This is a genomic window from Sphaerisporangium sp. NPDC049002, from assembly GCF_040649355.1.
In the GTDB taxonomy this organism is placed as follows: Bacteria; Actinomycetota; Actinomycetes; order Streptosporangiales; family Streptosporangiaceae; genus Sphaerisporangium.
In genome coordinates this window covers 1-24,229 of sequence record NZ_JBEZFH010000058.1, presented here as the reverse complement: position 1 = coordinate 24,229, position 24,229 = coordinate 1, and the positions used below count along the sequence as shown (strand labels likewise).

16 protein-coding genes are annotated in these 24,229 nt (G+C 71.3%); 5 read left to right on the top strand and 11 right to left on the bottom strand.

Annotated features, from left to right (window positions below; all coding sequences use genetic code 11):
* The first annotated feature begins 110 nt into the window (after positions 1 to 110).
* The gene (locus tag AB0B89_RS14590) at positions 111 to 3,014 is read left to right on the top strand and encodes an ABC transporter substrate-binding protein (RefSeq protein WP_358552365.1); all 2,904 of its coding nucleotides are present in this window, start codon (positions 111 to 113) and stop codon (positions 3,012 to 3,014) included.
* Between the two features lie 86 nt (positions 3,015 to 3,100).
* On the opposite strand, the gene AB0B89_RS14585 is transcribed toward AB0B89_RS14590, so the two are convergent.
* The 5 genes from AB0B89_RS14585 to AB0B89_RS14565 all read right to left on the bottom strand — a co-directional run bounded on the left by AB0B89_RS14585 (position 3,101) and on the right by AB0B89_RS14565 (position 9,851).
* Complete coding sequence (locus AB0B89_RS14585) at positions 3,101 to 3,478, bottom strand: ATP-binding protein (RefSeq protein ID WP_358552363.1); 378 nt, start codon at positions 3,476 to 3,478, stop codon at positions 3,101 to 3,103.
* 299 nt (positions 3,479 to 3,777) lie between these two features.
* A complete protein-coding gene (locus AB0B89_RS14580; RefSeq protein WP_358552361.1) occupies positions 3,778 to 5,898 on the bottom strand; it encodes a bifunctional copper resistance protein CopD/cytochrome c oxidase assembly protein in 2,121 nt (706 codons plus the stop codon).
* Positions 5,895 to 6,479: a copper resistance CopC family protein gene (locus AB0B89_RS14575; RefSeq protein WP_358552359.1), complete on the bottom strand. Its 585-nt coding sequence runs from the start codon at positions 6,477 to 6,479 to the stop codon at positions 5,895 to 5,897. Before AB0B89_RS14575 ends, AB0B89_RS14580 begins: the two co-directional genes overlap by 4 nt.
* Positions 6,480 to 6,651: 172 nt before the next feature.
* Positions 6,652 to 7,944 carry a helix-turn-helix transcriptional regulator gene (locus tag AB0B89_RS14570; RefSeq protein ID WP_358552357.1) on the bottom strand — a complete coding sequence of 431 codons (1,293 nt, stop codon included), beginning with the start codon at positions 7,942 to 7,944 and terminating at the stop codon, positions 6,652 to 6,654.
* A gap of 194 nt (positions 7,945 to 8,138) precedes the next feature.
* Positions 8,139 to 9,851, bottom strand: coding sequence for a PucR family transcriptional regulator ligand-binding domain-containing protein (locus tag AB0B89_RS14565; RefSeq protein WP_358552355.1), 1,713 nt, complete (start codon positions 9,849 to 9,851; stop codon positions 8,139 to 8,141).
* A 167-nt stretch (positions 9,852 to 10,018) separates the two neighbouring features.
* On the opposite strand from AB0B89_RS14565, the gene AB0B89_RS14560 reads away from it, so the two are divergent.
* Complete coding sequence (locus AB0B89_RS14560; RefSeq protein ID WP_358552353.1) at positions 10,019 to 12,202, top strand: molybdopterin cofactor-binding domain-containing protein; 2,184 nt, start codon at positions 10,019 to 10,021, stop codon at positions 12,200 to 12,202.
* 31 nt (positions 12,203 to 12,233) lie between these two features.
* On the opposite strand, the gene AB0B89_RS14555 is transcribed toward AB0B89_RS14560, so the two are convergent.
* Positions 12,234 to 13,907, bottom strand: a complete 1,674-nt coding sequence (locus AB0B89_RS14555) for an excalibur calcium-binding domain-containing protein (protein ID WP_358552351.1) — start codon at positions 13,905 to 13,907, stop codon at positions 12,234 to 12,236.
* Positions 13,908 to 14,292: 385 nt separating this feature from the next.
* Between AB0B89_RS14555 and ald the strand changes: the two genes are divergently transcribed.
* On the top strand, positions 14,293 to 15,408 hold the full coding sequence (gene ald / locus AB0B89_RS14550; protein WP_358552349.1) for an alanine dehydrogenase: 1,116 nt from the start codon (positions 14,293 to 14,295) through the stop codon (positions 15,406 to 15,408).
* 69 nt (positions 15,409 to 15,477) lie between these two features.
* On the opposite strand, the gene AB0B89_RS14545 is transcribed toward ald, so the two are convergent.
* The gene (locus AB0B89_RS14545; protein ID WP_358552347.1) at positions 15,478 to 16,188 is read right to left on the bottom strand and encodes a DUF3105 domain-containing protein; all 711 of its coding nucleotides are present in this window, start codon (positions 16,186 to 16,188) and stop codon (positions 15,478 to 15,480) included.
* Between the two features lie 120 nt (positions 16,189 to 16,308).
* Here AB0B89_RS14545 and AB0B89_RS14540 point away from each other — a divergent pair, with 120 nt between their 5' ends.
* Entirely contained in the window at positions 16,309 to 16,980 is a 672-nt protein-coding gene (locus tag AB0B89_RS14540) for a DUF305 domain-containing protein (RefSeq protein ID WP_358552345.1), read from the top strand.
* Positions 16,981 to 16,990: 10 nt separating this feature from the next.
* Here AB0B89_RS14540 and AB0B89_RS14535 read toward each other — a convergent pair whose 3' ends face one another.
* From AB0B89_RS14535 to AB0B89_RS14520, 4 genes are all read right to left on the bottom strand, one after another.
* Complete coding sequence (locus tag AB0B89_RS14535) at positions 16,991 to 18,052, bottom strand: low specificity L-threonine aldolase (RefSeq protein ID WP_358552343.1); 1,062 nt, start codon at positions 18,050 to 18,052, stop codon at positions 16,991 to 16,993.
* A complete protein-coding gene (locus tag AB0B89_RS14530; RefSeq protein WP_358552341.1) occupies positions 18,049 to 18,720 on the bottom strand; it encodes an SDR family NAD(P)-dependent oxidoreductase in 672 nt (223 codons plus the stop codon). The genes AB0B89_RS14535 and AB0B89_RS14530 overlap by 4 nt, the downstream gene beginning before the upstream one ends.
* The gene (locus AB0B89_RS14525; RefSeq protein WP_358552339.1) at positions 18,717 to 20,777 is read right to left on the bottom strand and encodes a DUF6421 family protein; all 2,061 of its coding nucleotides are present in this window, start codon (positions 20,775 to 20,777) and stop codon (positions 18,717 to 18,719) included. Before AB0B89_RS14525 ends, AB0B89_RS14530 begins: the two co-directional genes overlap by 4 nt.
* A 405-nt stretch (positions 20,778 to 21,182) precedes the next feature.
* Positions 21,183 to 21,845, bottom strand: a complete 663-nt coding sequence (locus tag AB0B89_RS14520) for a response regulator transcription factor (RefSeq protein WP_358552337.1) — start codon at positions 21,843 to 21,845, stop codon at positions 21,183 to 21,185.
* A gap of 328 nt (positions 21,846 to 22,173) precedes the next feature.
* On the opposite strand from AB0B89_RS14520, the gene AB0B89_RS14515 reads away from it, so the two are divergent.
* Positions 22,174 to 23,736 (top strand): hypothetical protein, encoded by a 1,563-nt coding sequence (locus AB0B89_RS14515; RefSeq protein WP_358552335.1) that lies wholly within the window; start codon positions 22,174 to 22,176, stop codon positions 23,734 to 23,736.
* Positions 23,737 to 24,229 lie beyond the last annotated feature (493 nt).

The following is a 24,229-nucleotide window of genomic DNA, read 5'->3' as shown; positions in this document are numbered from 1 at the left end:
TCCACACGGAATCAGGCATCCCCAAAACCAGTGGAAACCACTCATATCCATTCTTTCAGAACGCCGGAAAGCGAGCCCGACAAGCCCCTGTCGATCCGGAGCAGACCGAAGTGACCTCAGCAGTGCCTTCCTCCCCGTTCCCGGGAGACCCGGTCGCCCCGGCGCCGATCTCCCCGCCCCCCGGCGACATCGGTGTGATCTCGAAACACGACCCCGACGAGAGCTACCGACGGCGGCACGAGGGCATCCGCGAGTTCCTGCGCGTCTTCGACCAGATGCGCGTCCGCCCCACCTGGCGGAACGGGGACCTGCCGGTGCCGGTCCTCTGGGTCACCGGGCCGTACACCGCGACGACCTCCGTCACCCAGGCCCTGGAAGCGCGGTGCGACGGCACCCCGTTCGCCCACCTCGGCCCCACGCTGGACGTGGAGGAGGTCGCGCCGCCCGTCCGGGAGCGCCACACGCCGCCGTACGCCGCGCTGGTGACGCAGCTGCGGCAGGCCACGCGGGACCTCGCCGCCGTCGCCCCGCCCGGTGAGGCGCACCTGCGGTTCCCCCTGTTCGCGCAGGTGCTGTGGCTGCTCGACCTCCAGGTGACCGACGACGAGCCCGACCGGCTCCACGACGGGGTGAAGAGGGCCGTCCGGCAGCGCCGCAGGCAGATCCGGGCGGGCACGGGCCAGGATCGGCGGAACTTCTGGGCCAACGTGCGGGCCTACTCCGAGGGCCCGCTGCCCGCGTGGGCCGCCGCCACCGCCCTGCTGGGCGCGGGGTGGGCCGACCAGCTCACCACCCTGTTCGGGGTGTGCGCGATCCTCGCGGGACCGGTCATCGGGTCGCTGCACGTGCTGCTGATGTCCCGCAGCTGGGCCGGGCGCCGCCGCTACATGTGGTTCCGCCGCCAGCCCTACCTCATGCCGGGGCAGCGCAGGAACCAGCCGCACGACATCACGGGGTTCGCCGTGCGCCTGCTCCAGGCGCGGGGCCGCGCCGAGGCCGTCCCCCTGTACGAGGCCGGGTCCGCCGAGGACCGCAAGAGGCAGGAGGCCGTCCAGGCCAACGAGGGCATCGAGCACCTGCTGGTGAACGCCTTCCTCGAAGATCTCCGGCAGGGGTACGAGCGGCGGCTGTGGAAGGTCTGGCGGCGGGTCGCGTGGGCCCGCACGTCCTATCCCGTCCTGCTGGTGGACGGTGGCGTCACCCGCCTGGTCACGCGCATCGAGGAGGTACGGGCCGCCACGTGCCTGCCCGACCCGCTGCTCGTCGTCGTGACCGGCCCGGGCGGCGCCGGGGGCCCGTCCTCCGGGACGCCCTCCGCCGTCCGCGCTCCCGTGATGGCGGGACGCCCCGAGCTCACCGAGGAGCTGTGGCAGCGGTGGGGCGCGGAGCTGGCCAGGGACCGCGCCGTGGGATCCCACCGCGTGCTGCGGATCGAGATGGAGGCCAAGGACGCCCCGATCCTTGAGAAGATCAACGTTCCGGTCCGCGGGCGGCGGCGTCCCGCGCTGGCGCATCCGGTCCTGCCGTGGCTGGTGGTGACGGCGCTGGTCTCCCTGTCGTTCGTCCGCGTGCTGGCGTCGGCCACCACCAACTGCGGCCCCGGCATCTGGCGCGCCTCCACCGGCGAGTGCATCGGCATCGGCGACGGCGACTTCGTCTTCGACGCGCACCTCTCCCGCATGCTCGGGGTGATCGACGAGCAGAACCGCGCCATCCTCTCCTCCGGCCATCCGTACGCGACGGTGATCTACTTCGGGAAGCTCACCACCACGGGGAGGTCGTCGGCCGGCGCCGCCGATCCGATCACCGACATCCACGGCGAGCTCGCCGGCCTCGCCCTGGAGCAGCGCAAGCTGATCGACAACAGCGGCGACGGCAGCAAGCTGCAGATGCGGATCCTCATCGCGAACGCGGGAGCCGACTTCCGCTTCGCCGAGGACGTCGCCAAGGAGGCGCTGCGCAGGATCCAGGACGATCCGACCGTCATCGGCGTGGTCGGGCTGGGTGAGAGCAGGCAGCAGGTGCAGACCGCGATCCAGCTTCTCGCCCGCAAGGCCATCCCGCTGATCAGCACCACCGCGACGTTCGACGATCTCGGACGCCGCCTGAGCGGCGACGCCTACGTCCCCTCCTTCTTCCCGTTGGCCACCCCGAACAGCCTGCTGGCCACCGTGGCCGCGCGCTGGGCGCGCGAGGGCCTCCCCGCGCAGGGCATCCCGCCCGCCCGCACGGCGGCGGTCTTCACCGACACCATGCTGAGCGACCTGTTCAGCAGGGACCTCGGCGCCAGGTTCGTCCGCGCCTTCGGCAAGGGGGCGACGTCGGTCGGGTACACCAACGCGGCCGGTCTGGAGGAGAAGGTCACCGAGGTGTGCACCCGGCCGGAGAAGCCCGACCTGGTCTACTACGCCGGGCGGACCGCGCAGTTCGGGGCCTTCGTCGACGCGATCGCCAAGTCGCAGTGCCACCAGCTGACGGTCATGGCCAACGACGACATCACCCAGTACGTCAACGACCACGAGCCGCAACTCGGCCGCAACAACCGCGTGCGGGTCACCTACGTCGCGCTGGCGTCGCCGAGCGCCTGGGCGTCCGTGCCCCGGCAGTTCAGGACCGACTTCTTCCAGAAGTTCGACGCGCTGGTCACCTCGCTCGGCATGCAGAAGCTGGCCGGGACCCAGCAGCCGTCCAAGGAGTACGCGGTGCAGGCGCAGGACGCGGCGGAGGCGCTCATGCGGGCGGCCCAGGTGGCGTTCTCCGGCCAGGGAGGCCCCTCGACGGCCGACGGGCGGCCGGACGTGGTCGAACGGGGAGGCGTGCTGCTGGCGCTGGAGAAGCTGGAGGAGGTCGACGGCGACAGCGGGCTGGTGAAGCTGCACGGCGCCCCCGACGGGCGGCACGCCCTCGACCGTCCGATCCTGCTGGTCACCGTGAACCCGGCCGGGCAGCAGGTCGTGATCCGCCAGTGCGGCCGCCTCTACGCGCAGCAGCCCCCGAGCCCCACCTGTGACTGAGGGCCCCGCCATCCGATCGAACGCCCGGCCCCCGCGCGCCGATCGTGGCGCCCTAGGTCGCGGCTGTCGCGGCGCGGCCCCTTGGGTCAGATCTGGCCGCTCACGGTCGTGCCCTCTCCGACGACGCTGTTGATCGTCAGTGTCCCGCCGACCTCGCTGAAGCGCCGCTTCATGGTGTCCATCCCCCGGCCCGTGCGGCCCGGCGGGAAGCCTATGCCGTTGTCGCTCACGGTGAGCCTCAGCCCGCCGCGTCCGGTGGTGAGGGCGAGGGACAGGGTGTGGGCTCCACTGTGCCGCTCGACATTGGTCAGGGCTTCCAGCACCACGGCGTAGACAGCGTCGGCGACCGGCCCGGTCACCCGCTCCCTGGGCATCGCCCAGACCTCGACGGTGATGCCGGTACGCTCGGACCATTCCGTCAGGTAGTCCTCGATCGCCGGCGCCAGACTTCGCTTTCCGCGCATGCGCAACTCTTCGTACAACTCCCCAACCCTCCTGGGCGCACCGCTCCGGGGCTACGTGATCCCGGCCCCACCGCGTCGCCCTGTTGGTGTGATGGCGGCGACGCTACCGACGCGTTGCTGAAGAGCGGTTGGAACTCGCTTGGGGTAGAGGCGAAGCCACCCCGGTGGGGCTCTCCGGAGAAAGCCCACCCAAGGTGTCTATGCCCGAACTCCTTGATGCCACGCTACCCGCAGGTAGGTGCCGGCGTGCTCAGGAGAGGGCGAAGGTTCCCCTCCTCCCCAGAGGGGACTCCCTCCGGTCACTCTCTGTTGGTCTTGTCGAGCTTGGCGAGATAGGCGTTGTAAGCGTCCAGCTCGGCGTCCCCGGTGCCGCCCTCCTTCGCGGCGACGGCGTCGGCGCGCCGGTCGGCGCGCCTGGCCGTACGGTCGTCGTCGCGGTACCACTGGAAGGCGAGCGCGATCAGCACGATCAGGGTGGGGATCTCGCCGAACGCCCAGGCGATGGCCCCTCCGGTGCCCTGGTCGGCGAGGGCGGGGTCCCCCCAGGTGCGGCCGAGCTGGTCGTACCACTCGGAGGCCACGACCGTGCCCATGTTCATCAGCGCGATCCCGAAGAACGCGTGGAACGGCATGGTGACGAAGAGCAGCAGCAGCCGCCCGAAGTACGGCAGCCTGGTCGGCGCCGGGTCCACTCCGATGATCACCCAGAAGAACAGGCACCCGCTGACCAGGAAGTGGAGGGTCATCGCGATGTGCCCGAGGTGCTCTTCCATGGCGGCGGCGAAGAGCGGGGTGAAGTAGAGGGCGTACGTCGAGACGATGAAGATGGCCGTGGCGATCGCCGGGTGGGTGATGACCTTGGTGACCCTGCTGTGCAGGATCGTGACGATCCACTCACGCGGGCCGCGGTCGCCCCGGCGCGCGGCGGGCTTCAGCACCCGCAGGGCCAGGGTCGCCGGGGCGCCCAGCACCAGGAAGATCGGCACGAGCATCGAAAGGATCATGTGCTCGGTCATGTGGACGCTGAACAGCACCGGGGCGTACCGCGCGACGCCGCTCTGCGTGACGAGGACGAGCAGGAGCACGCCGACGGCCCAGCTGATCGTGCGTCCGCGCGGCCAGCGGTCCCCGCGACGCGCCAGCCGTACGACTCCGGCGCCGTAGAGCCCGGCCAGCAGGGCCGCCAGCACCGCGAAGAACAGGTCGAACCACCACAGGGTCAGGAGATTCCCGATCGAGACCGGCGGCGGGATCAGGTAGCCCAGCAGCTCGAACGCCCGGTCGACCGGAAGGTCGAGGGGCGGCGGGGCGGTGCGCGAGAGCGCGACGGCGAGGCCGACCGCCACCAGCATGATCAGGCCCTCGACGCCGGCGAGCCTCGTGAAGGCTCCCGGGTTCCCGGCCGTCAGCGAGGGAAGGGTGCGGCCGCGATGCCACCAGCCGATCACTCCGAGACCGGTGAAGGCGACGACCTTGGCCAGGACGATCAGCCCGTAGGAGGTGGTGAAGATCTCGGAAACTGCCGTCAGCCGGGCGATCGCGCTGAACACCCCGGACAGGCCGACGCCGGCGAAGCACCACAGCGCCATGCGGGAGAACCGGTGCGCGGCGAGGTCGAGGTGCGGCTCGCCGCGCAGGGCGTGCGCGCACAGCAGCAGGAGCCCGCCGACCCACAGCGAGAGCACCAGCAGGTGCAGCGCGACGCTGGTCGTGGCGAGACCGTGGTTCGGCGCGGAGGAGGAGTGGCCGGTCAGCGCCGGGGGCATGAGGGTGGCCAGCGCGAGGAGCAGCAGCCCTCCGGAGGCGCCCGCGGTGATCGCGCCGCGCGAGAAGAGCGCGATGGCGGTGCCGAAGAGCACGACGAGGGTCAGCGCGATGCCCTGGGGCACCTGGCTGGCGTAGCTGGTCAGCTCCTCGCCGCCGAGGACGTCGGTGACCGGTGTGCCCAGCGTCTCCGACAGGCTGAACACCAGCGTGGAGGCCGCCGCCACGGCCCAGACCAGGCCCGTCCACGAGGCGGCCCTGACGTAGCCGAGCGCGGACTTCCCGAGCAGGCCCTTGTCGCTCGGGAGCAGCGTGGTGGCGAGGAGCAGCAGGCCGACGGTGAGCACGCCCGCGACGTCCATGGTCAGCTTGGACACCGGCAGCGCCCAGCGGGTCAGCGTGCCCTCGTCGGGCAGGCCGGGGATGATGCGCGGGGTGGCCGCACCCCCGACGATCATGGCGACGGCCAGGCCGCCGAGCGCCACGCACACGCCCGCGACCGCGAGGCGGACGGTCCTGCTCACGCCGCCGCCGGCGAGCGTGCCGCCGACGGACTGCACGCTCCCCGGCTGCTTGCTTCCCGGCTGCTTGCTCGCGGGCTGCTTGCCTCCGGGCTGCTTGCTTCCCGGCTGCCTGCTCGCGGGCTGCTTGCTCACGGCTTCTTCCGCAGGCTGAGGGCCATGCCGATGCCGATGCCGGCGATGCCGAAGACCACGATCCACACCCAGGCGGGGATGCCGCCGCTCTTCTGCTCCTCCTGCTGGGCGGCGGGAGTCGCGTCCACCGGCGCGGGCGTCGTCGCGGCCGCCGTGCTCGGCGCGGCGGTGCTCTCCTGCGGGGAGGGGACAGGCGAGGCCGACGGCGAGGCCTCCGGGGCCTTCACCGTGAAGGGGATCTCCCCCTCGATGGGGTGCCCGTCGTCGGAGACCACGCGCCAGGCGATGGTGTACTTCCCGGACGGCAGGGCGCCGGACACCTTCTGGATGACCTTGGGCCCGTCGATCTTGGGCTTACCGTCGTGGTACGCGTGGCCGCCCGCATCGCGCACGAGCACGACGGGGAATCGCACGGCCTCGTTGAACGTCAGCGTCACCTCGTCGAGGCTCTCGACAGTGGCGCCCTTTTTCGGGTCACTGCTCTTGAGCGCCGTGTGGGCCAGGGCTGGAGCCGCGAAGGCCGTGCCCAGCACGATGGCGACGACGAGCGCGAGCGCGGCGGCAAGCGGGGAAGTCCTCATAGCACCCTAAGGCTACTCAGGTGAGGGCCCGGTCCCCCACCGCACGCACCCCCTGTGGAAAACAGGGCCCGCCGAGGCCCTGCCGGGAGGCACCCGCCCGCGGCCGGTCCGGTCGGATGGGCCGAGGCCGATCCGACCGGTGCCGGTCATGAGGACAGCCGGGCCAGGCCGCCTACAGGCCGGCGCAGACGAGGGCCCGCTCGTAGGCCTCCGGGCTCGCCGAGCCGTCGTCGAGGCGCTCAAGAGCCTTGGCCATGCTCAGCCAGCCTTCCGCCACCCTTCGAGAGTTGGCCGAGTGCTCCAAGATCTCCTGACCCGCCGCCAACTCCTCGGCCGCCTCGGCGTTCTCGTCGAGCATGAGGAGCGCGTTGCCGAGGACTATGTGGGCGTCGGCGAGGAGCGCGGGATTGCGGTGGTCGAGCATCTCCCTGCCCCGGCGGGCGTGCTCGACGGCCTTCTCGGCGTTGCCCAAGGTGATCTCGACCCGGGCAAGGTCGAGGGCGCATCGCGCCAGGTCGGGAGTACCGGCCGAAGACTCGGCCATGCCGCGCTCGCCGCGAAGCATCAGGTCACGGCACACGGTGGCGTCCCCGGGACGCACCCGGAGCAGAAGCACGGCGTACTGCATGCGGAGCCGCGCCAGATTGCGGGACTCCCCGTTCTCCGACTGGATGGCCAGAGCGCGTTCGGCGAGGGCCAGCGCCTCCTGCCCGTGCCCGGTGCGCTCGGCGACGATGGCGGCGTTCCAGCAGGCGGCGACGGTCGCGCGCGGGGTGCCGAGCATCTCGGCCGTGGCGAGCAACTCCGCCGCGAACTGGCGTGCCCTGAGCATGTCGTCGCGAGCGTCATAGGCGGCGAGCAGGGTCGCGCCCAGCTCCACCAGGTCGTCGCTCCACACGGGCCGGCCAGGGCCCATGATCGCCTCCTCGCCGACGCGCACCGCCTCGGCGAGTTGGCCGCGCTCCCGGTAGCACCGCGACAGCGCGATCGCGACCGCGATGGCACGTTCCGGAGGCAGCGGATCAGCGCCGGGCTCGCGCAGCCGGCACAGGACGGTGATCGCCTCTTCGAGGTCGCCGCATGCCTCGCTCGCCAGTGCGTAACCGTACTGCGCCTGCTGACGCAGCGAGGAAAGGCCGGCGATGGTGCCATCGCTCAGCAGGTCGGCGTAGCGGCTTCTGGCCTCGGCGACCTCGCCGTTGTTCAGGGCCAGGGAGGCATAGCCGAGGCCGAGCTCCAGGTCCTGCATCTGCTCGGCCGTAACGCCGTTGATCAGATAAGTTAGAGAACAGTCGAGCTTTGCCGCCAGCAATTCCAGAACGGCCGCCGTAGGCGTTCGCTTGCCGCTCTCGATTAGTGATACATAACTATCCGAGAGCTCAGGGTGAGCCAGTTGCGCTTGCGAGAGACCACGCTGCCGACGCATCGTCTTGATACGCTGGCCTATGAGATCTTGACTAGTCACTGGCACCCCTTGAAAGATCTAAGACCCGCTAGACCGCCATCGACGGGAGTCAACATGCGCCGCCGCCTCGCCTTGTCCGTACTAGCATTCTTCGTCATCACCGTACCCGGCCTCACGTGCAATGCTATGACAGCAGAAGCCAGCGCGTCTGCCTTTAGCAGGGCTGCTGACTATCCCTGCTGCTAACTTGTAACTCAGCCGGCACGCAGGGCGAGAAAAAGATCGACCCTGTCTGCCATCGAGGACAGATCACGTCCGGTCAACTCCTCAACCCGCCGGATGCGATACCTCACCGTGTTCACATGCACGTGCAGACGCTCCGCGCAAACGTTCCATGAACCTGCACAGTCGAGGAAGGTCCCAAGCGTGCGGACCAACTCCGACTGGTGCCTTCGGTCGTAGGCGAACAGCGGGGCGAGGATCCGATCAGCGAAGGACCGCCGCACGTCGTCGGGGACGGTGGCCAGCAGAAGGACATGAGTGTAGATCTCATCGCTGGTCACCACTCCTCCGCCGCGCGCCTCCGCCATGCGCCGCGCGTGGCCCGCTTCCTCGGCGCCACCGCGGATGGCTCCGGGGCCGATCAGGCCCGCGCTCACGCCGATTGACACTCGCGTCCTCGGCAGAGCCGCCTGAAGTGTCGCCACCCTGCCCCCCAACAGGTCGAGAAGCGCTTGCACACTACGCTGCACTTGCGATCGGGCTTGCACTTGCACGTTACTCCGCACGCGCACCGCGGTCCAGGGGACGATCCCGGCACCAGTGCCGGTTTCCGGCACCGTTCTGGACTCCTTTCCGGTCCCGGCCCCGGGCGCTCGCTCCGCCTCGTTTCCGGTCGCGCCCATATGCGCTTTACGGCCACCAGGTGTGTCCGGGTCGATCAACGGCACCAGCGCCACGGCTCCGTCCGCCCCCGCGGCGGCCACCACCCTGCGGTCCAGCAGCTCCTCGATCACCTGCCCGCCGAGCACGGCGGGGTCTGGCCCGTCCGTCGCGCCGGGCCGGGTGACGGTCGCCGTGACCACCGCGTACGGCTGCGCGGCGTCGATCCCGCAGGTGCGCAGCCGCGCGGCGACCTCGGCGGGGTCGGCCTCGCCGGAACAGGCGAGCGCGATCAGCTCTTCCGCGAGGCGGCGCTCGACCCTGCGGCCCTCCTCGGCGCGACCGCGCTCCAGCGCCACGCAGGCCGCGAGCTCGAAACCGGTGTCGGCGTCGGCGAGCAGGTCGGCGTCGCAGACCAGAGCCCACCCGGCCGCCCGGTGCGCCCGGTCGACCCCGAACAGCGTGAAGGGCCCCTTGGGGGTCCGCACCAGATGGGGCAGCCGCGTGGCCGACAGGTACTCCCGCGCGAGCCGTACGGGAAGGTCTCCTTCGAGCCGTCCCGCGATGACCGTGCCCGTCGAGGAGATCACGGCGCCGGTGACGCCCAGTTCCTCGGCGGTCAGCGCGAAGAGCTCGTCCAGGCCCGCGCCGTCGGCCACCGCGGCGACGATCCGGCGGTGCCGGCCGAGGGCGCCGCGCAGGTCGACGACCCTCGCACCCGCCAGGCGCGTCTCCACCAGCTCGCTGAGCGTGCGGAAGGACACCTCGGTCGGCACGTCCAGCAGGGGGAGGTCGTGCTCGCGGCACGCCTCGACCACGTCGTCGGGCACGACGCCGAGCCAGGCCCGGCCGGCGCCGAGCGCCGCCACCTTCGCGGTGGCGAGGATCTCGACGAACCGGCGTGAGTCCTCCGGTTCCCTGCGCCACATCATCCCCGTCAGCACCAGCTCTCCGCCGGACAGGTAGCGGCCGGGGTCGGGCAGGTCGGTGATGTGCACGCCGGTGAAGCGCCGGTCCAGATGCCCGGGGTCCGACAGCAGGCCTAGCCGGAGCTGGTCCATCGCCAGCAGATCACGTATGCGCACAGACCCAGGCTAACCGCGCACGTTTGGACGAACCTACAAGCAGCGTCGGTGGCCCGCCCCGGCGTTTCACGGGTGTGCCTATTGGCGGCCTTGAACTGGGCTGATGTACTGCCCGTGTGACCCATACCGCGAGCAGCCAGAGCCAGGGGCAAGGGGTCGGGGCCAACGTGACCCGCCCTGACGGCAACCTGAAGGTGACGGGCGAGTTCGCCTACTCCTCCGACCTCTACCTGGCGGACATGCTGTGGGGCGCGACGCTGCGCAGCCCCCACCCGTCCGCCTGGGTCCGGTCGATCGACGTGGGCGCCGCGCTGGCCATGCCGGGCGTGTACGCCGTGCTGACCCACGAGGACGTCCCCGGCGAGCGGTTCTACGGCCTGGAGCACAAGGACCAGCCCGTGCTGGCCATCGACCAGGTCCGCTACCAGGGGGAGGCCGTCGCGATCGTGGCCGCCGACCACCCCGAGACCGCCCGGCGCGCGGCGTCGGCGATCGTGGTCGAGTACGAGCCGCGCGAGGCGGTCAGCGACGCGCGACGCGCCCTGTTCGACCCCGAGTGCCCGAAGGTGCAGCCGGGGGGCAACCTCGTACGCCACCAGCCGGTGCGGGTCGGCCGCGAGCCCTCCGCCGCCATGGCCGAGGTCGTGGTCACCGCGGAGTACGAGGTCGGGATGCAGGACCAGGCGTTCCTCGGCCCCGAGTCCGGCCTCGCCGTGCCCTCGGAGGACGGCGGCGTCGACCTCTACATCGCGACGCAGTGGCTGCACGTCGACCAGGACCAGCTCGCCCCCTGCCTCGGCCTGCCCAAGGACAAGGTGCGGCTGACGCTGGCCGGGGTCGGCGGCGCGTTCGGCGCCCGCGAGGACCTGTCGATGCAGATCCACGCCAGCATGCTGGCCCTGCGCACCGGCAGGCCGGTCAAGATGGTCTACGGCCGCGAGGAGTCGTTCTTCGGCCACGTCCACCGGCATCCCGCCCGGATGCGCTACGAGCACGGGGCCACCCGCGAGGGCAAGCTCGTCTATGTCAGGGCCGAGATCATCCTGGACGGGGGCGCGTACTGCTCGTCCTCCCCCGCCGTGGTCGGCAACGCGGCCTCCCTTGGCGTCGGGCCGTACGAGGTGGACACCGTCTGGATCGACGCCTACGGCGCGTACACCAACAACCCGCCCTGCGGGGCGATGCGCGGCTTCGGCGCCGTCCAGGCGTGCTACGCCTACGAGTCCCAGATGGACCGGCTGGCGGAGGCGTGCGGGATCGACCCGGTCGAGATCCGGGTGCTCAACGCCGTCTCGCAGGGGTCGCGGCTGGCCACCGGGCAGGTGATCGAGTCGCCGGCGCCGCTCGCCGGCATGCTGCGTGAGCTGGCCGCCATGCCCCTGCCCGGTTCCAACTGCTCCCCCGACCTGCGCTCCCTGCCGGGCGGGGTGGCCCAGACGACCCACGGCGAGGGCGTGCGCCGGGGCGTGGGGTACGGCGTGGGCATCAAGAACATCTGCTTCTCGGAGGGCTTCGACGACTACTCGACGGCCAGGGTCAAGGTCGAGCTGCTCGGCGGCGAGGCGCACGTGCTGGTACACACCGCCGCCGCCGAGGTCGGGCAGGGCCTGCTCATGGTCCAGACGCAGATCGCCCGCACCGAGCTCGGCATCCAGCGGGTGACCGTCGCCCCGGCGGACACCTCCGTAGGGTCGGCGGGCTCCAGTTCGGCCTCCCGGCAGTCGTACGTCACCGGGGGCGCGGTCAAGACCGCGTGCGAGGCCGTGCGCGAGCGGCTGGACAAGCTGCGGGAGGAGAACCCGGGGGTCCCGCTCGAAGACCTGCTTGAGGCGTTCGGGCCCGTGGAGGAGACCCGCGAGTACCGGCACCGGCCGACCTACCCGATGGACCCGGTGACCGGGCAGGGCGACTCCCACACCCAGCTCGCGCTCTGCGTCCACCGCGCCGTGGTGGACGTGGACGTCGAGCTCGGCCTGGTCAAGGTCGTCGAGCTCGCCGCCGTGCAGGACGTGGGCAAGATCCTCAACCCTCTGGCGCTCGAAGGGCAGATCCACGGCGGTTCGGCGCAGGGGCTCGGGCTCGCGCTCATGGAGGAGATCCAGGTCCGCGACGGCAGGGTGCTGAACCCGTCGTTCACCGACTACCTGATCCCGACGATCCTCGACATGCCGCCCATGAGGCTGTCGATCCTGGAGAACCCCGACCCCGACGCGCCGTACGGCCTGCGGGGAGCGGGCGAGCCGCCCACACTGTCCTCCACCCCGGCCGTGGCCGCCGCCGTCCGCGCCGCCACCGGACTCCCCCTGACCCGGGTCCCCATCCGCCCCCACGACATCGCCCTGGCCGAGTAGGCGCGGGCGTCACCCGGCCTTGGTGTGATCCCTAGGTGACGTCGCCGCGTTCGCAGGCGACGCCGTCGTGGTCGCCGTCGACGTACCAGTCGTACTCCACGTGGACGCCCTTGGTGTACGGGCCGTAGTTCGCCGCGTGGGCCTGCTTGCAGCTCGCGAAGCGGGGGTCCGGGGTGCGCTTGCTCATGGCCGAGGAACCGGTGGGCCGCGTCTGCGGCGCCCCGCCGTCGCGGGCGGCCGGCGAGGTCTGGGCTCCGGTGCCGGGCGTGTGCGTCGCGGACGGGGGCGCCAGCGGCGCGGACCCCGGTTGGGACGCGGACGTGCTGGGCGCGCCGCCGGTGCTGGTCCCCGTAGGACCCCCCGTACCTGCCCCCGTGTCTGCTCCCGTACCTGCACCCGTGCCTGCCCCCGTGTCTGCTCCCGTACCTGCACCCGTGCCTGCTCCCGTACCTGCTCCCGTGCCGGGCGGGCAGGTGGAGGCACCGTCGGGCGCGCCGTTGGCCGGGGGCGTCCCCGTCGTCCCTGGGTTCCCGTCGGTGCCGGTAGCGCCGTTGGCGCCGATGGGCCCGTTGGGCTGGGTGACGCCGTTGCCGCCATTGACGCCATTGGTGCCGTCAGGCTGCGTGGCGCCGTTGGGCTGGGTGGCGCCGTCGGCGGGCGGGCAGGTGGACGTCTGGGCGGGGTTCTCGGGAGCCGACGTGCCGGTGACCGCGCCCCCCGATCCCAGCAGGCGGGACATCAGCGCGTCGGCCGCCTCCTTGGTGAGCCCCGCGATGCTGAGGCTGTCGTCGGTGATCGGCTGCGCGACCCTCGGTGCGGTGACGACCTTGTCGTCCACCACCACGGCGAGCTGCTGGTTGAGCGCGTCCTTGGTGAGGCTGGCCAGTTTCTCGCGGCTTTCGGGGGCCAGCACGACGCGCACGGAGTACGTGCCGTCCTTGTCGGCGACCGTCGTCACCTTCACGACCGAGGTGACGGTGACCCCGGCGTCGACCTGGTAGCAGGTCGTGCCCGCGTCGTCGAGCACCGCCTCCGCCCCCGGGCACGGAGCCGCCCGCACGCCGATGACGGGGGCGAAGTGGATGGGGGTGGCGAGGCGGCGAGGCGGCGAGGCGCCGAGCGGGAGGCCGGGCTCCCGCGTCATCAGCACGGCGATCGTGCCGAGGACTCCGGTGACGAGGACCACGACGAAGAGCCCGACGATCAGGGCGACGGTCGTGGCGCGCGCGGCGCGCGGCGGCCCGCTCGGACCGGCCGGTCCGCCGGGCGTGCCGGGGCCTCCGGGTCCGGGAGGCGGCCCCTCGGGGCCGATCGGCGGCTGACCGGGACCGATCGGCGGCTCGGCCGGACCCATGGGCGGCTCGGCCGGACCCATGGGCGGCTCGGCCGGACCGATCGGCGGCTCGGCCGGGCTCATCGGCGGCTCATCGGCACCGGACGGCGGCTTGTCCGCCTCGAACGGCGGCTCGGCCTCCCCGAACCTGCCGGCCGCGACCTTGTCAGCCCCTGACGGCGGCTCGCCGCTCCCGGACGGGGGCCGGTCGGAAGGCGTGAGCGGCCGGTCCGGTGCGTCCGGAGGCTGGTCCGGGGTGTGCGGAGGCTCCTCCAGGTGGGCCGGCACACGCTCCATGGTGAGCGTCGGCTCGTCCCCGAACGCGCCAGGAACGTCCGGCGGCGCCTTGGGTCGATCACTGTGATCGTCCACCGCCGGATGGTTACGCATCCTCACCCCTGACTGACATCGCTCGGGCGAGCCTACCGAGGCTCGCGGCATCGAGCTAACCGCAGATGGGCCTCTCGGCGGAGAGTTCTAGGCTGTAGATGTCCTGACAATTTGCCGCACAACAGGACAATTCATCCAACAGCTCCATGGCAGGAGCTTTCCGGGGAACGCCGGGTGAACACGGACCGGCCGTCACGGCCCGCCACAGCGCCCGCCGCGCCGGGGATTCCAGGAAGCGGGCCGGGCGGCACGGTCGAACGGGGAGCCAGGAGCGCACAAGAGCCCGGCTCGCACAGTGAACCGGGGCGGGTGGCGGGCAGTCCACAGACATGCCAGAGGGCCACCCCTGGGGTCGAAGGAGGATTTCATGAAGGTCGGAATACCCCGAGAGGTCAAGGACCACGAGCACCGCGTCGCCGTCACCCCCGCCGGAGCCAACGAACTGACCCGTCACGGCCACGACGTGTTCGTCGAGCGCGGGGCGGGCGCCGGGTCGTCCATCCCCGACGACGACTTCCGCGCGGCGGGCGCGACGATCCTCGAATCGGCGGAGGAGGTGTGGCGGGAGGGCGACCTCATCCTCAAGGTCAAGGAGCCGATCGCCTCCGAGTACCCCCTGCTGCGCGAGGGCCAGATCCTCTTCACCTACCTGCACCTCGCCGCCTCGCGGAAGCTCACCCTGGCGATGATGGAGTCCGGGGTCACCGGCGTCGCCTACGAGACCGTGCAGACGGGGAACGGGGCGCTGCCGCTGCTGGCCCCCATGTCGGAGGTGGCGGGACGCCTGGCCCCGCAGGTGGGCGCCTACCACCTGATGCGGCAGGGCGGCGGCAGGGGCGTGCTCATGGGCGGGGTCCCTGGGGTGTACCCGGCCAAGGTGGTGGTGCTGGGGGCCGGGGTGACGGGCATGAACGCCGCGACGATCGCGCTCGGGATGCAGGCGGAGGTCCTGCTCCTGGACAGGAACATCGACAGGCTGCGCCAGGCCGACATGATCTACCGGGGGCATCTCCAGACCGTCGCGTCCAACAGCTACGAGATCGAGCGCGCCGTCCTCGGCGCCGACCTCGTGATCGGCGCCGTGCTGATCCCCGGCGCCAAGGCGCCCAAGCTCGTCTCCAACGAGCTGGTCTCCCGGATGAAGGAGGGCTCGGTGCTGGTGGACATCTCGATCGACCAGGGGGGCGCGTTCGAGGACTCCCGTCCCACCACCCACGCCCATCCGACCTACCGGGTACACAACTCGGTGTTCTACTGCGTGGCCAACATGCCGGGGGCGGTGCCGCACACCTCGACGTACGCGCTGACCAACGTGACCCTGCCGTACGCCCTGGCGATCGCCGACAAGGGATGGCGTGAGGCCTTGCTGGACGACCCGGCGCTGGCGCTCGGGCTGAACACGCACGGGGGCGCCCTCACCAGCCCGCCCGTCGGGGAGGCCCACGGCCTCGCGGCGGTGGGCCCGGAGGAGATCCTTCGCTGAGACGGCGGATCCGCCGTACGGCCGCTCACGACCGGGGTCGCGGGGCCGTACGGCGGGGGAAGGCGCGGGTCAGGAAGACGGCGTGGCGCTCGGGGCCATGCCGGCCTCCGGCGTCGCCGCACCGCTCGGAGCCTGGGAGGGCATCGTCGTCGGCAGCGGGTTGTCGGAGGCGAGCTTGTCGGTGCTGCCCTGGCCGGAGCAGGTCGCGCCGTACTCCGGGGTGGTCTGCGGATTCTGCTTGTACTTCGTGATGTACCTGGCCAGGCGGGGGTCGTCGGCGCCCTTGAGCGGGAGCTGGTGGTTCCAGGAGCTGACGACGACGGGCGCCGAGAGGCCGGGGAACGGGCTGAGGAGGAGGTAGTCGGAGGTGACGAGCGCCTTCAGCTTGTCGACGTCCGCCTTGGGGAGGTCGGGCTTGTAGGTGATCCACACCGCGCCGTGCTCCATGGAGTGCACGCCGTTCTCGCTGTTGATCGGCTGGTCGTACACCCCGCACTGCTGCCACGTGGGGTTGTGCTCGCCGCCGGCCGGCGGGGTCTCCTTGTAGTTGACCTTGATCGGGGTGTGCTGCGAGCCCTTGTAGGCGAAGGTCTTGACCCCGTCCAGCGCCGACTGCGACCGCTCCTGGATGACGTAGAAACCGACCAGGCCGACCAGCAGGACGATGACGAAGGCCCCCGCTCCCCACATGAGCATGGCGGTGCGCCGCTCTTTGCGTTTCTGCGCGGCACGCAGTTGGGCGAGGTGCTCCCGCCGTGCCTGCGTCCTCTCCTTGGCCATCAATCCTCCAACGGCTGGTCATGACCCTGAATGGTCAAGCTCCCGTGCTTATGTGGAGGATAGTGGGTAGGTAATAACGTTTGCGTCTAATGCCCAAGGCAATCACTCTTCTGGCTGGCAATGATCACCTCACGAACTCGCCTGGTCCTCGTCGCGCTGGTCTCCTGCGTGGCCACCGCCGTAGCAATGCTGCTGATCACCGGGCGGTCCGCCCCTCCGGGGGACGCCTCGCCCGAGGCGGGCTTCTCGCGCGACATGGCGGTCCACCACGCCCAAGCGGTCGAGATGGGCTTCGCCGTGCGCGACGCGAGCGACGACTCCCACATCCGGTCGCTCGCGTACGACATCATCACCACCCAGACGGCCCAGCGTGGCGTGTTCATGGGATGGCTCCAGCAGTGGGGCCTCAACCAGGCGACCGACCGGCCCGCGATGGCCTGGATGGCGGGTCACGGCCACGGCGCGGCCCCGGCGACCGGTGAACCCTCCGCTGTGCCCTCCGCTGCGCCCTCCGCTGGGCCGGCCGCGATGCCCGGCATGGCCTCGGCCGACGAGCTGAAGCGCCTCCAGGCCGCCAAGGGCAAGGACGCCGAGATCCTCTTCCTCCAGCTCATGATCCGTCACCACGAGGGCGGGGTCCAGATGGCGAAGGCGCTGCTGAAGCTGTCGAACCGCCCCGAGGTGCGGGGCATGGCGCAGAGCATCGTGGACACGCAGGACAGCGAGATCCAGTACATGACGGACCTGCTGAAGGAGCGCGGCGCCCAGCCCTACCCCTCGATCCTCAAGTAGGCCTGGGCCCTCAGGCCTGGGCCATCTCCTCGGCGATCGCGGCGGCGAAGGCGTCCACGTCGGCCTCGGTGGTGTCGAAGGCCGTCATCCAGCGGACCTCCCCCGTGGCCTCGTTCCAGGTGTAGAAGCGGAACCGCTTGCGCACCCTCTCGGCCACGTCGCGGGGCAGCACGGCGAAGACCGCGTTGGCCTCGACGGCCCTGGTCAGCGTCACACCCGGGATGTCGCGCACGGCCGCCGCGAGGCGCGCGGCCATGGCGTTGGCGTTCGTCGCGTTGCGCAGCCACAGGTCGCCGCCGAGCAGCGCCTCGAACTGGACCGACACGAACCGCATCTTCGAGGCGAGTTGCATCGCGCTCTTCCTGAGGTAGATCAGGCCCCGCACGGCCGCGGGGTTGAGCACGACGATGGCCTCGCCGAACATCAGCCCGCTCTTGGTGCCGCCGAATGACAGTACGTCCACGCCCGCGTCGGTGGTCAGCGCGCGCAGGGGGACGTCCAGCGCCGCAGCGGCGTTGATCAGGCGCGACCCGTCGAGGTGCAGCAGCATCCCGAGCTCGCGGCAGTGGTCGGCGATCGCGGTGATCTCCTCGGGCCTGTAGAGCGTGCCGAGCTCGGTGCTCTGCGAGATCGAGACCACCCGGGGCTGGGCGCGGTGCTCGTCGCCGAAGCCCCACGCCTGCCTGTCGATCAGGTCGGGGGTGAGCTTGCCGTCGGGCGTGGCCACGCTCATCAGCTTGAGCCCGGCGCTCTGCTCGGGGGCCCCGCCCTCGTCGGTGTTGATGTGCGCGGTCTCGGCGCAGACGACCGCCTCCCACGGCGCGGTCATCGACCGCAGGCCGACGACGTTGGCGCCGGTGCCGTTGAACACCGGCCACGCCTCGGCCGCCGGCCCGAAGTGCCGCTTGAAGACCTCCTGGAGCGCCTCGGTGTAGGCGTCCTCGCCGTAGGCGATCTGGTGGCCGCCGTTGGCGAGGGCCAGCGCCTGGAGGATCTCCGGGTGGACGCCCGCGTAGTTGTCGCTGGCGAACCCCTTCACCGCGGGGTCGTGGTGACGTCGTGCCTGGGTCACGTGGTGAGGTCCAATCGCGTGCCGTTGATCTCGCCGGCGGGGCGGTCCCACAGACCGGCGACGGCCTCGGCGAGGTCGTTCACGTCGGTGAAGCCGGGGAACTTGCGCTCCGGGCTCGCCGCGCGCATGTCGTCGTTGACCAGGGCCTTGATCACCAGGATCGTCGCGGCGCTCTGGGTGCCGCGCAGCGCGTCGGCGAGCGCCAGGGTCCACGCCTCGGCGGCGGCCTTGGCCGCCGCGTAGGCCGCGTTGCCCTGGGTGGGCTCCTGGGCCGCCTTGGCCGAGACGATGGCGAACCGGCCGCCGTCGCTCTCGCGCAGCGCCGGCTCGAACGCCAGCGAGACGTTCTGCAGGGTGCGGATGAGCTGCTCGTGCAGGACGTCCCAGTCGGCCAGGTCGGTCTCGGCGAAGGTCTTCGAGCCCCGCCAGCCACCGACGAGGTGGACGACCCCGTCGACCCGCCCGTGCTCCGCGAGGACCTGGTGGGCCAGCTCGCGAACGGCCTTCGGGTCGGTGAGGTCGGCCGCGGTCACGCCGTCGGCCTCGTGCCTGCCGACCCCGATCACGATGTCGCCGCGCGCGGCGAGGCGCGCCGCGACGGCGCGGCCGGTGGGCCCGCCCGCCCCGGCGACGACGACCGTACGGGGCCGATGGCTGGGGTTGCTCACGCGCGGATTCCCTTCGTGGCCTCGATGACGCCTGAAAGCTTACGACGCAGGGCCTCGTAGAACATGCTCAGGGGGAACTCGTCGGGCAGGACCGCGTCCACCACGGCCTTCGGGAAGCCCTCGACGGGGAGAGCGTCCGCGCCGCGGTTCCACACTGAGGAGGGGTGCGGGGCGACGTAGGCGGCGACGAGCTGGTGGGCGGCGAGCCAGTGCGCCAGCTTGGAGCGGTCGATGCCGTCGCGGTAGAGCTTCTCCACCTCGCCGCGCAGGTCCGCCACGCAACCGGCGACCCGGTCCCAGTCGATGCTGAGCCGGTTGTCGGTCCAGCGGACGACGTCGTTGCGGTGCAGGTAGGCGAACAGGAGCTGGCCGCCGAGGCCGTCGTAGTTGCGCACCCGATCGCCGGTGATCGGGAACCGGAACAGCCTGTCGAACAGGATCCCGAACTGCACGTACCGTGCGTGCGGCACGCCTTCCTTCTCCAGCTTGACCGCCTCGCCGAACGCCGTCAGGTCGCAGCGCAGCTCCTCCAGGGAGTACAGCCAGTACGGCATGCGCTGCTTGATCATGAAGGGGTCGAACGGCAGGTCGCCGTGGCTGTGGGTGCGGTCGTGCACGAGGTCCCACAGGACGTAGGTGTCCTGGGCGAGCTCCTGGCTTTCGAGCAGGCGCCCCACGTCCGCCGGGAGGGCCAGCTTGAGGGTGTCGGCGGCGGCGCGGCCGACGCTGCGGAAGCGGGCGGCCTCGCGGTCGCAGAAGATGCCGCCCCAGGTGAACCGCGGCGGGGTCTCGCGCACCGCGACGGTCTCGGGGAACAGCACCGCGGAGTTGGTGTCATAACCGGCCGTGAAGTCGACGAACGCGATCGGCACGAACATCGGGTTGTCGTAGCGCACGCTCTCCAGGTGGGCGAGCCACTCCGGCCACACCGTGCGGATCCAGACCGCCTCCAGGTTGCGGTTCGGGTTGCCGTTCTGGGTGTACATCGGGAAGACGACCAGGTGCTCCAGCCCGTCGACGCGCTGGGTGTCGGGGTGGAAGGCGTTCAGCGAGTCGAGGAAGTCGGGCACCCCGTATCCGGCGGCCTGCCACTTGCGCAGGTCGGCGACGACGGTGGCGAGGTACTCCTCGTCGTGCGGGAAGCGCGGCGCGAGCTTCTCGATGCTCGCGACGACGCGCTCGACGATGGGAGCGGCGGCCTCGGCGTCCTCCACGGACCCGTCCTTGGCCGTGAGCGGGCGCAGCTCCTCGACGGCCTGCTTGAGCTCGGCGAAGCCGCCGTCGACCTCGATCCCGCCCGTGGCCCCTGCCGGGACGCGGGCGGCCCAGGTCACGACGTTGCCCCAGAGCCGGGCGTGCCGGAGGTCGTGGATGGAGTCGTCGCCGAACAGGTCGGAGTCGGCGAACACGACCACCCGTCCCCGGCCGTGGCGCAGGGCGACCGCCAGCGCGCGGCGCGGGAGGTCGGCGGCGGGGGAGGTCTCGAACAGGACGGTCGCGCCGGCGGGCGGGTTCAGCACGCCCGCGCGGTAGAAGCACGCCTCGCGCGCCCCGGCCGTCAGGTCGTCCCCCTCGGCCGGTACGGGGGTGCCGAGCACCCAGGTCGCCACGCCGTTGTAGGAGTTGCCCGGGTCCTGGACGGTGGCGTGCTCGATGCCCACGCCGAACCGGGCCAGCAGGTCGGCCAGGTTGTTGCCGTACTTCTCCTGCTCGCACTCGGCGAGCACGATCAGGCCGCCGCCGTCCGCGACGTACTCCTCGATGGCGTCGAGCTCCTCGACCGGCAGGATCGGGCTGCCGAGCCCGACGGTGCGCTCCCAGCGGTCGGCGGAGGGATGGGCGATGACGAAGACGTCGTGCGCGGCGAGCACGGCCGGCGTGATCGGGCCCTCGGTGTGGGCGGCGACGGTGTGCCCGAGGTGCCGCAGGACCTCGGCGGCGCCGGCGTAGCTGTTGTCGTCGGGGTGCGCCGGGTTGATCGCCTCGGCGACCTCACGGCGGATCGTCCACGACTCGTTGTGCGCCTCGTCGAAGAGCACCCTCGGGAAAGCCCTCATACCGCCCCATCCCTCCAATAGCGAAATTTCTCCAGGATCATCCGGTTATGTACGGAAAATATACATGCATGACCCCCTCGTGCGGGAAACCCGTACCGCGTGGGACGTCCCGCGTCCGGGTAGGGGGGCACGGCGTACCGGTCGGGGGGCCGCCGGTCTACGGGACCCGCGCCGGGGATCCGGTACGGGGTCGGCCGCCGGGCGCGGCGCGGCCGGGCCCGTCCCGCTTACGGGTTCCTCCGGACGGCGGAGTATGGGTCACCCGCTGGACGGATGATGAACGCGGGGTCACCGGGTAGCGTCATCGACGACACGGAACAGCTCCTCCGCCCCGGCTCGGGTGGAGCACCCCGGCCGAGGATGCGAGATGGTGAGACCGATGGGCGACGAGCGCTGGGCCTCGGACTACCCGGCTTCGACACCCGGCCGCACGACCCCCGACTCGTACGCGAACACCACCGCCTGAGCACGGTCGCGCAGTTGCAGCTTCATCAGCACGCGGGCCACGTGGGTCTTGACCGTGGCCTCCCCCACGAAGAGCTCGGTGGCGATCTCGGCGTTGGTGAGGCCCCGGGCGAGGCTTCGCAGGACCTCAAGCTCCCTCGGGGTCAGCTCGGCGAGCTGCGGCGGCCTGACCGGCTCGTGCCGGCCCGCGAAAGACGCGATCACGCGGGTGGTGACGGCGGGGTCGAGCAGGGCGTCCCCGGCGGCGACCACTCTGATCGCCTCGACGAGCTGCTCGGGGGGCGACACCTTGAGCAGGAACCCGCTGGTGCCGGCCCGCAGCGCGGCGTAGAGGTTCTCGTCGGTGTCGAAGGTGGTCAGCATGACGATCTTCGGCGGGTTCGGGGTGTCGAGGAGCTTCCGGGCGGCGGTCAGGCCGTCCATCCTCGGCATCGAGATGTCCATCAGGACGACGTCGGGCAGCAGGCGGCGGGCCACGCTGACGGCCTCGGCCCCGTCGGCGGCCTCGCCCACGACCTCCATGCCCGGCTCGGAGTCCACCACCAGGCGGAGCCCGGCGCGCACCATGGCCTGGTCGTCGGCGACGACGATGCGGATGGTCATGAGAGGACTCCTCGGCAGATCGGAAGGCGTACGCGGCCCAGGGAGCACACCACGGGAAAAGCTCCGCGTCGGCCCCCGAAGTGCCGATAAAACCAGGTGAGTACCGCCATAGCCTGGAGGTTAATGTTTAACCGGCCTCCGCGACACGGCCAATCGCCCGACCCCAAGTCGCCTCCAAGTTACCTCCAAGTCCGATCAAGATCGATAACGCCTGTCGCAGGCCGTTCAAGGACCGATTGCAAGTCCATGACGGCCTCCGCGTACGCCTTGAACGGCGGTGCCCGCACTGGGAGTCTGGATTCATTCTGATCCGGAATAGGAGGCGGAGATGCCCCGCCTGCACCACCTCGTCGCGGGGTTAAGCGCCCTCGGATCGCTCACCCTCACAATGCACCCCCACCCGAGCGGCTCGACCGACCGGGTCACACCTGGAACGGTCCGCGTCGAGGCGCTGGCCCACGTCACCGTCAACCTGCTCGACGACCGGGGCGTGATCCAGCAGGTGGTCCGCGAGTACGAGATCCCGGTGGGCACCGGCAGCGGGTTCAACGTCTCCCCCGACGGCGTCATCGTGACCGCCACCGGCGTGGTCCAGTCCAGCAAGGACCCCGCCGTCTACGCGGCCAACCGCGTCTTCGCCGAATACTTCAAGGTCAAGATCCCGGCCGACTTCTCCCGGCACAAGCTGAAGAACCCCGAGCTCAACGGCCGCCTCCAGGCGTGCTACCCGCCGAGGCAGCAGAACTCCAACTGCATCTTCACGCCCGTCACCAAGGTCACCGTCTTCCCGTACGCCGACCCGCCCGTGCCCGAGGGCTACCCGGCCGACCTGGTGCACACCGGCACCTCGCCTTCGGCGCCCGCCGTGCTGAAGCTCAGCAAGGGCGGCGAGGACTCGACGCTCCCGACGGTCCCCCTGGCCACGTCGCTCGGCAGCGGCATCGAGTCCACCGACCTCGTCGGGCTGCCCACCCGGCCGAGCGCGAAGGCTCCGCCCAAGGTGGAGACCGCCCACCTCGACCCGCCGGGCGGGCGCACGTTCAAGCCCGCCGAGCGCGCCAAGCTCAGCACGTTCCTCTCGAACGACGGCGACGGCGCGGCGGTGATCGACGACGGCAAGAGCGAGGTCATCGGGCTCGTCACCGGGGGCGGCGACGCGCCGGAGACCCTGACTCCGGTGGAGGACATTCGCGAGGCGCTCGTCGCGGCCAACGTCACCGCCCGCAGGGGCCCCGTCGACGTGCTGTACGTGACCGCCCTCGGGTCCAACCACAACAAGTTCTACGCCAACGCGATACCCGTGCTGGAACAGGTGCTGAGGGTCCGTCCCGACCATGCCGTCGCCCAGGACCACCTGCGCTTCGCCCGGGCCAACCGTGCCGCCGCCCCCTCCCCCGGCCAGGCGAAGGCCCCGCCGGCGAAGAGCGCAACGGGCCTGTCGCCGCTGCTGCTGACCGCCATCGGGGTGGTGGCCGCGGGCGTGCTGATCGCGGTGGCCGTGCCGCTGACGCTGCGGCGGCGCCGGCGCGCGGGGCAGGAGGCGGGCGAGAGCCCGTCCGAACCGCTCGCCGCCGTCTCCACGTGGCCGCCCGGCGGCACCCAGACGATGGAGGCCGGGCCTCCGGAGGGCTCCTTCCCCGCGTACCACCGGCAGTCCGGGCCGGTTCAGGGCACGGGCGCCTCCCCTGTCGCCGTGTCGCCCGGGGGCGCCCGTCCCGACGGGGCGGGTACGGGAGGCTCCGCTCCGGCCGGGCCCGCCGGGGCCGCGGTCGCCGGGCACGGCGTCCCCGCGGGCAGCGGCGGTCAGGTGCTGTTCTGCACGCAGTGCGGCATGCGCCTCGGCAGGGCGCACCGCTTCTGCGGTTTCTGCGGGCACCCGGTGGACCAATGAGCGAGCCGTCCCACCTGGGGGCGGTAGGGGTTACGTGGCAAATCAAGATCAGAGAAACTGAGGTCGGAAGCGTCTGCGGCAGCCCCCGAAAGGGTAAACAGGAGGTGAGGTCGGGTCCACGCACCTCGCCCGGCCGTCGGATTACCCAGTGAGGCACAGGACCTGTCCGCCGACGAGTGACGAGGGAAGTGTGAGCCCGTACCGAAGGAGAAGGACATGAAGCGGATTCTCATCACGCAACGGCCCAAGCCCCCACGCCAGCCACTCCCCCTTGATCTTCGCAGTCCCTCAGGCCGAGCGCTCCCCTTCTAGCTCTCCACGGCCGGCCGCTTCCGAAGCCGACCCCAGACCCGAGAAGTACCATCACGCGCCCTGACCAGGCGTGTCACCAGGGTGAAGCATCAGAGCCAGGCTCACCAGCACGGGGACGTCGCACCCGCCGTCGAGCGGCCAGGCCACCAGCACGACGTCCGACGCGACGAGGTCGGCCGTA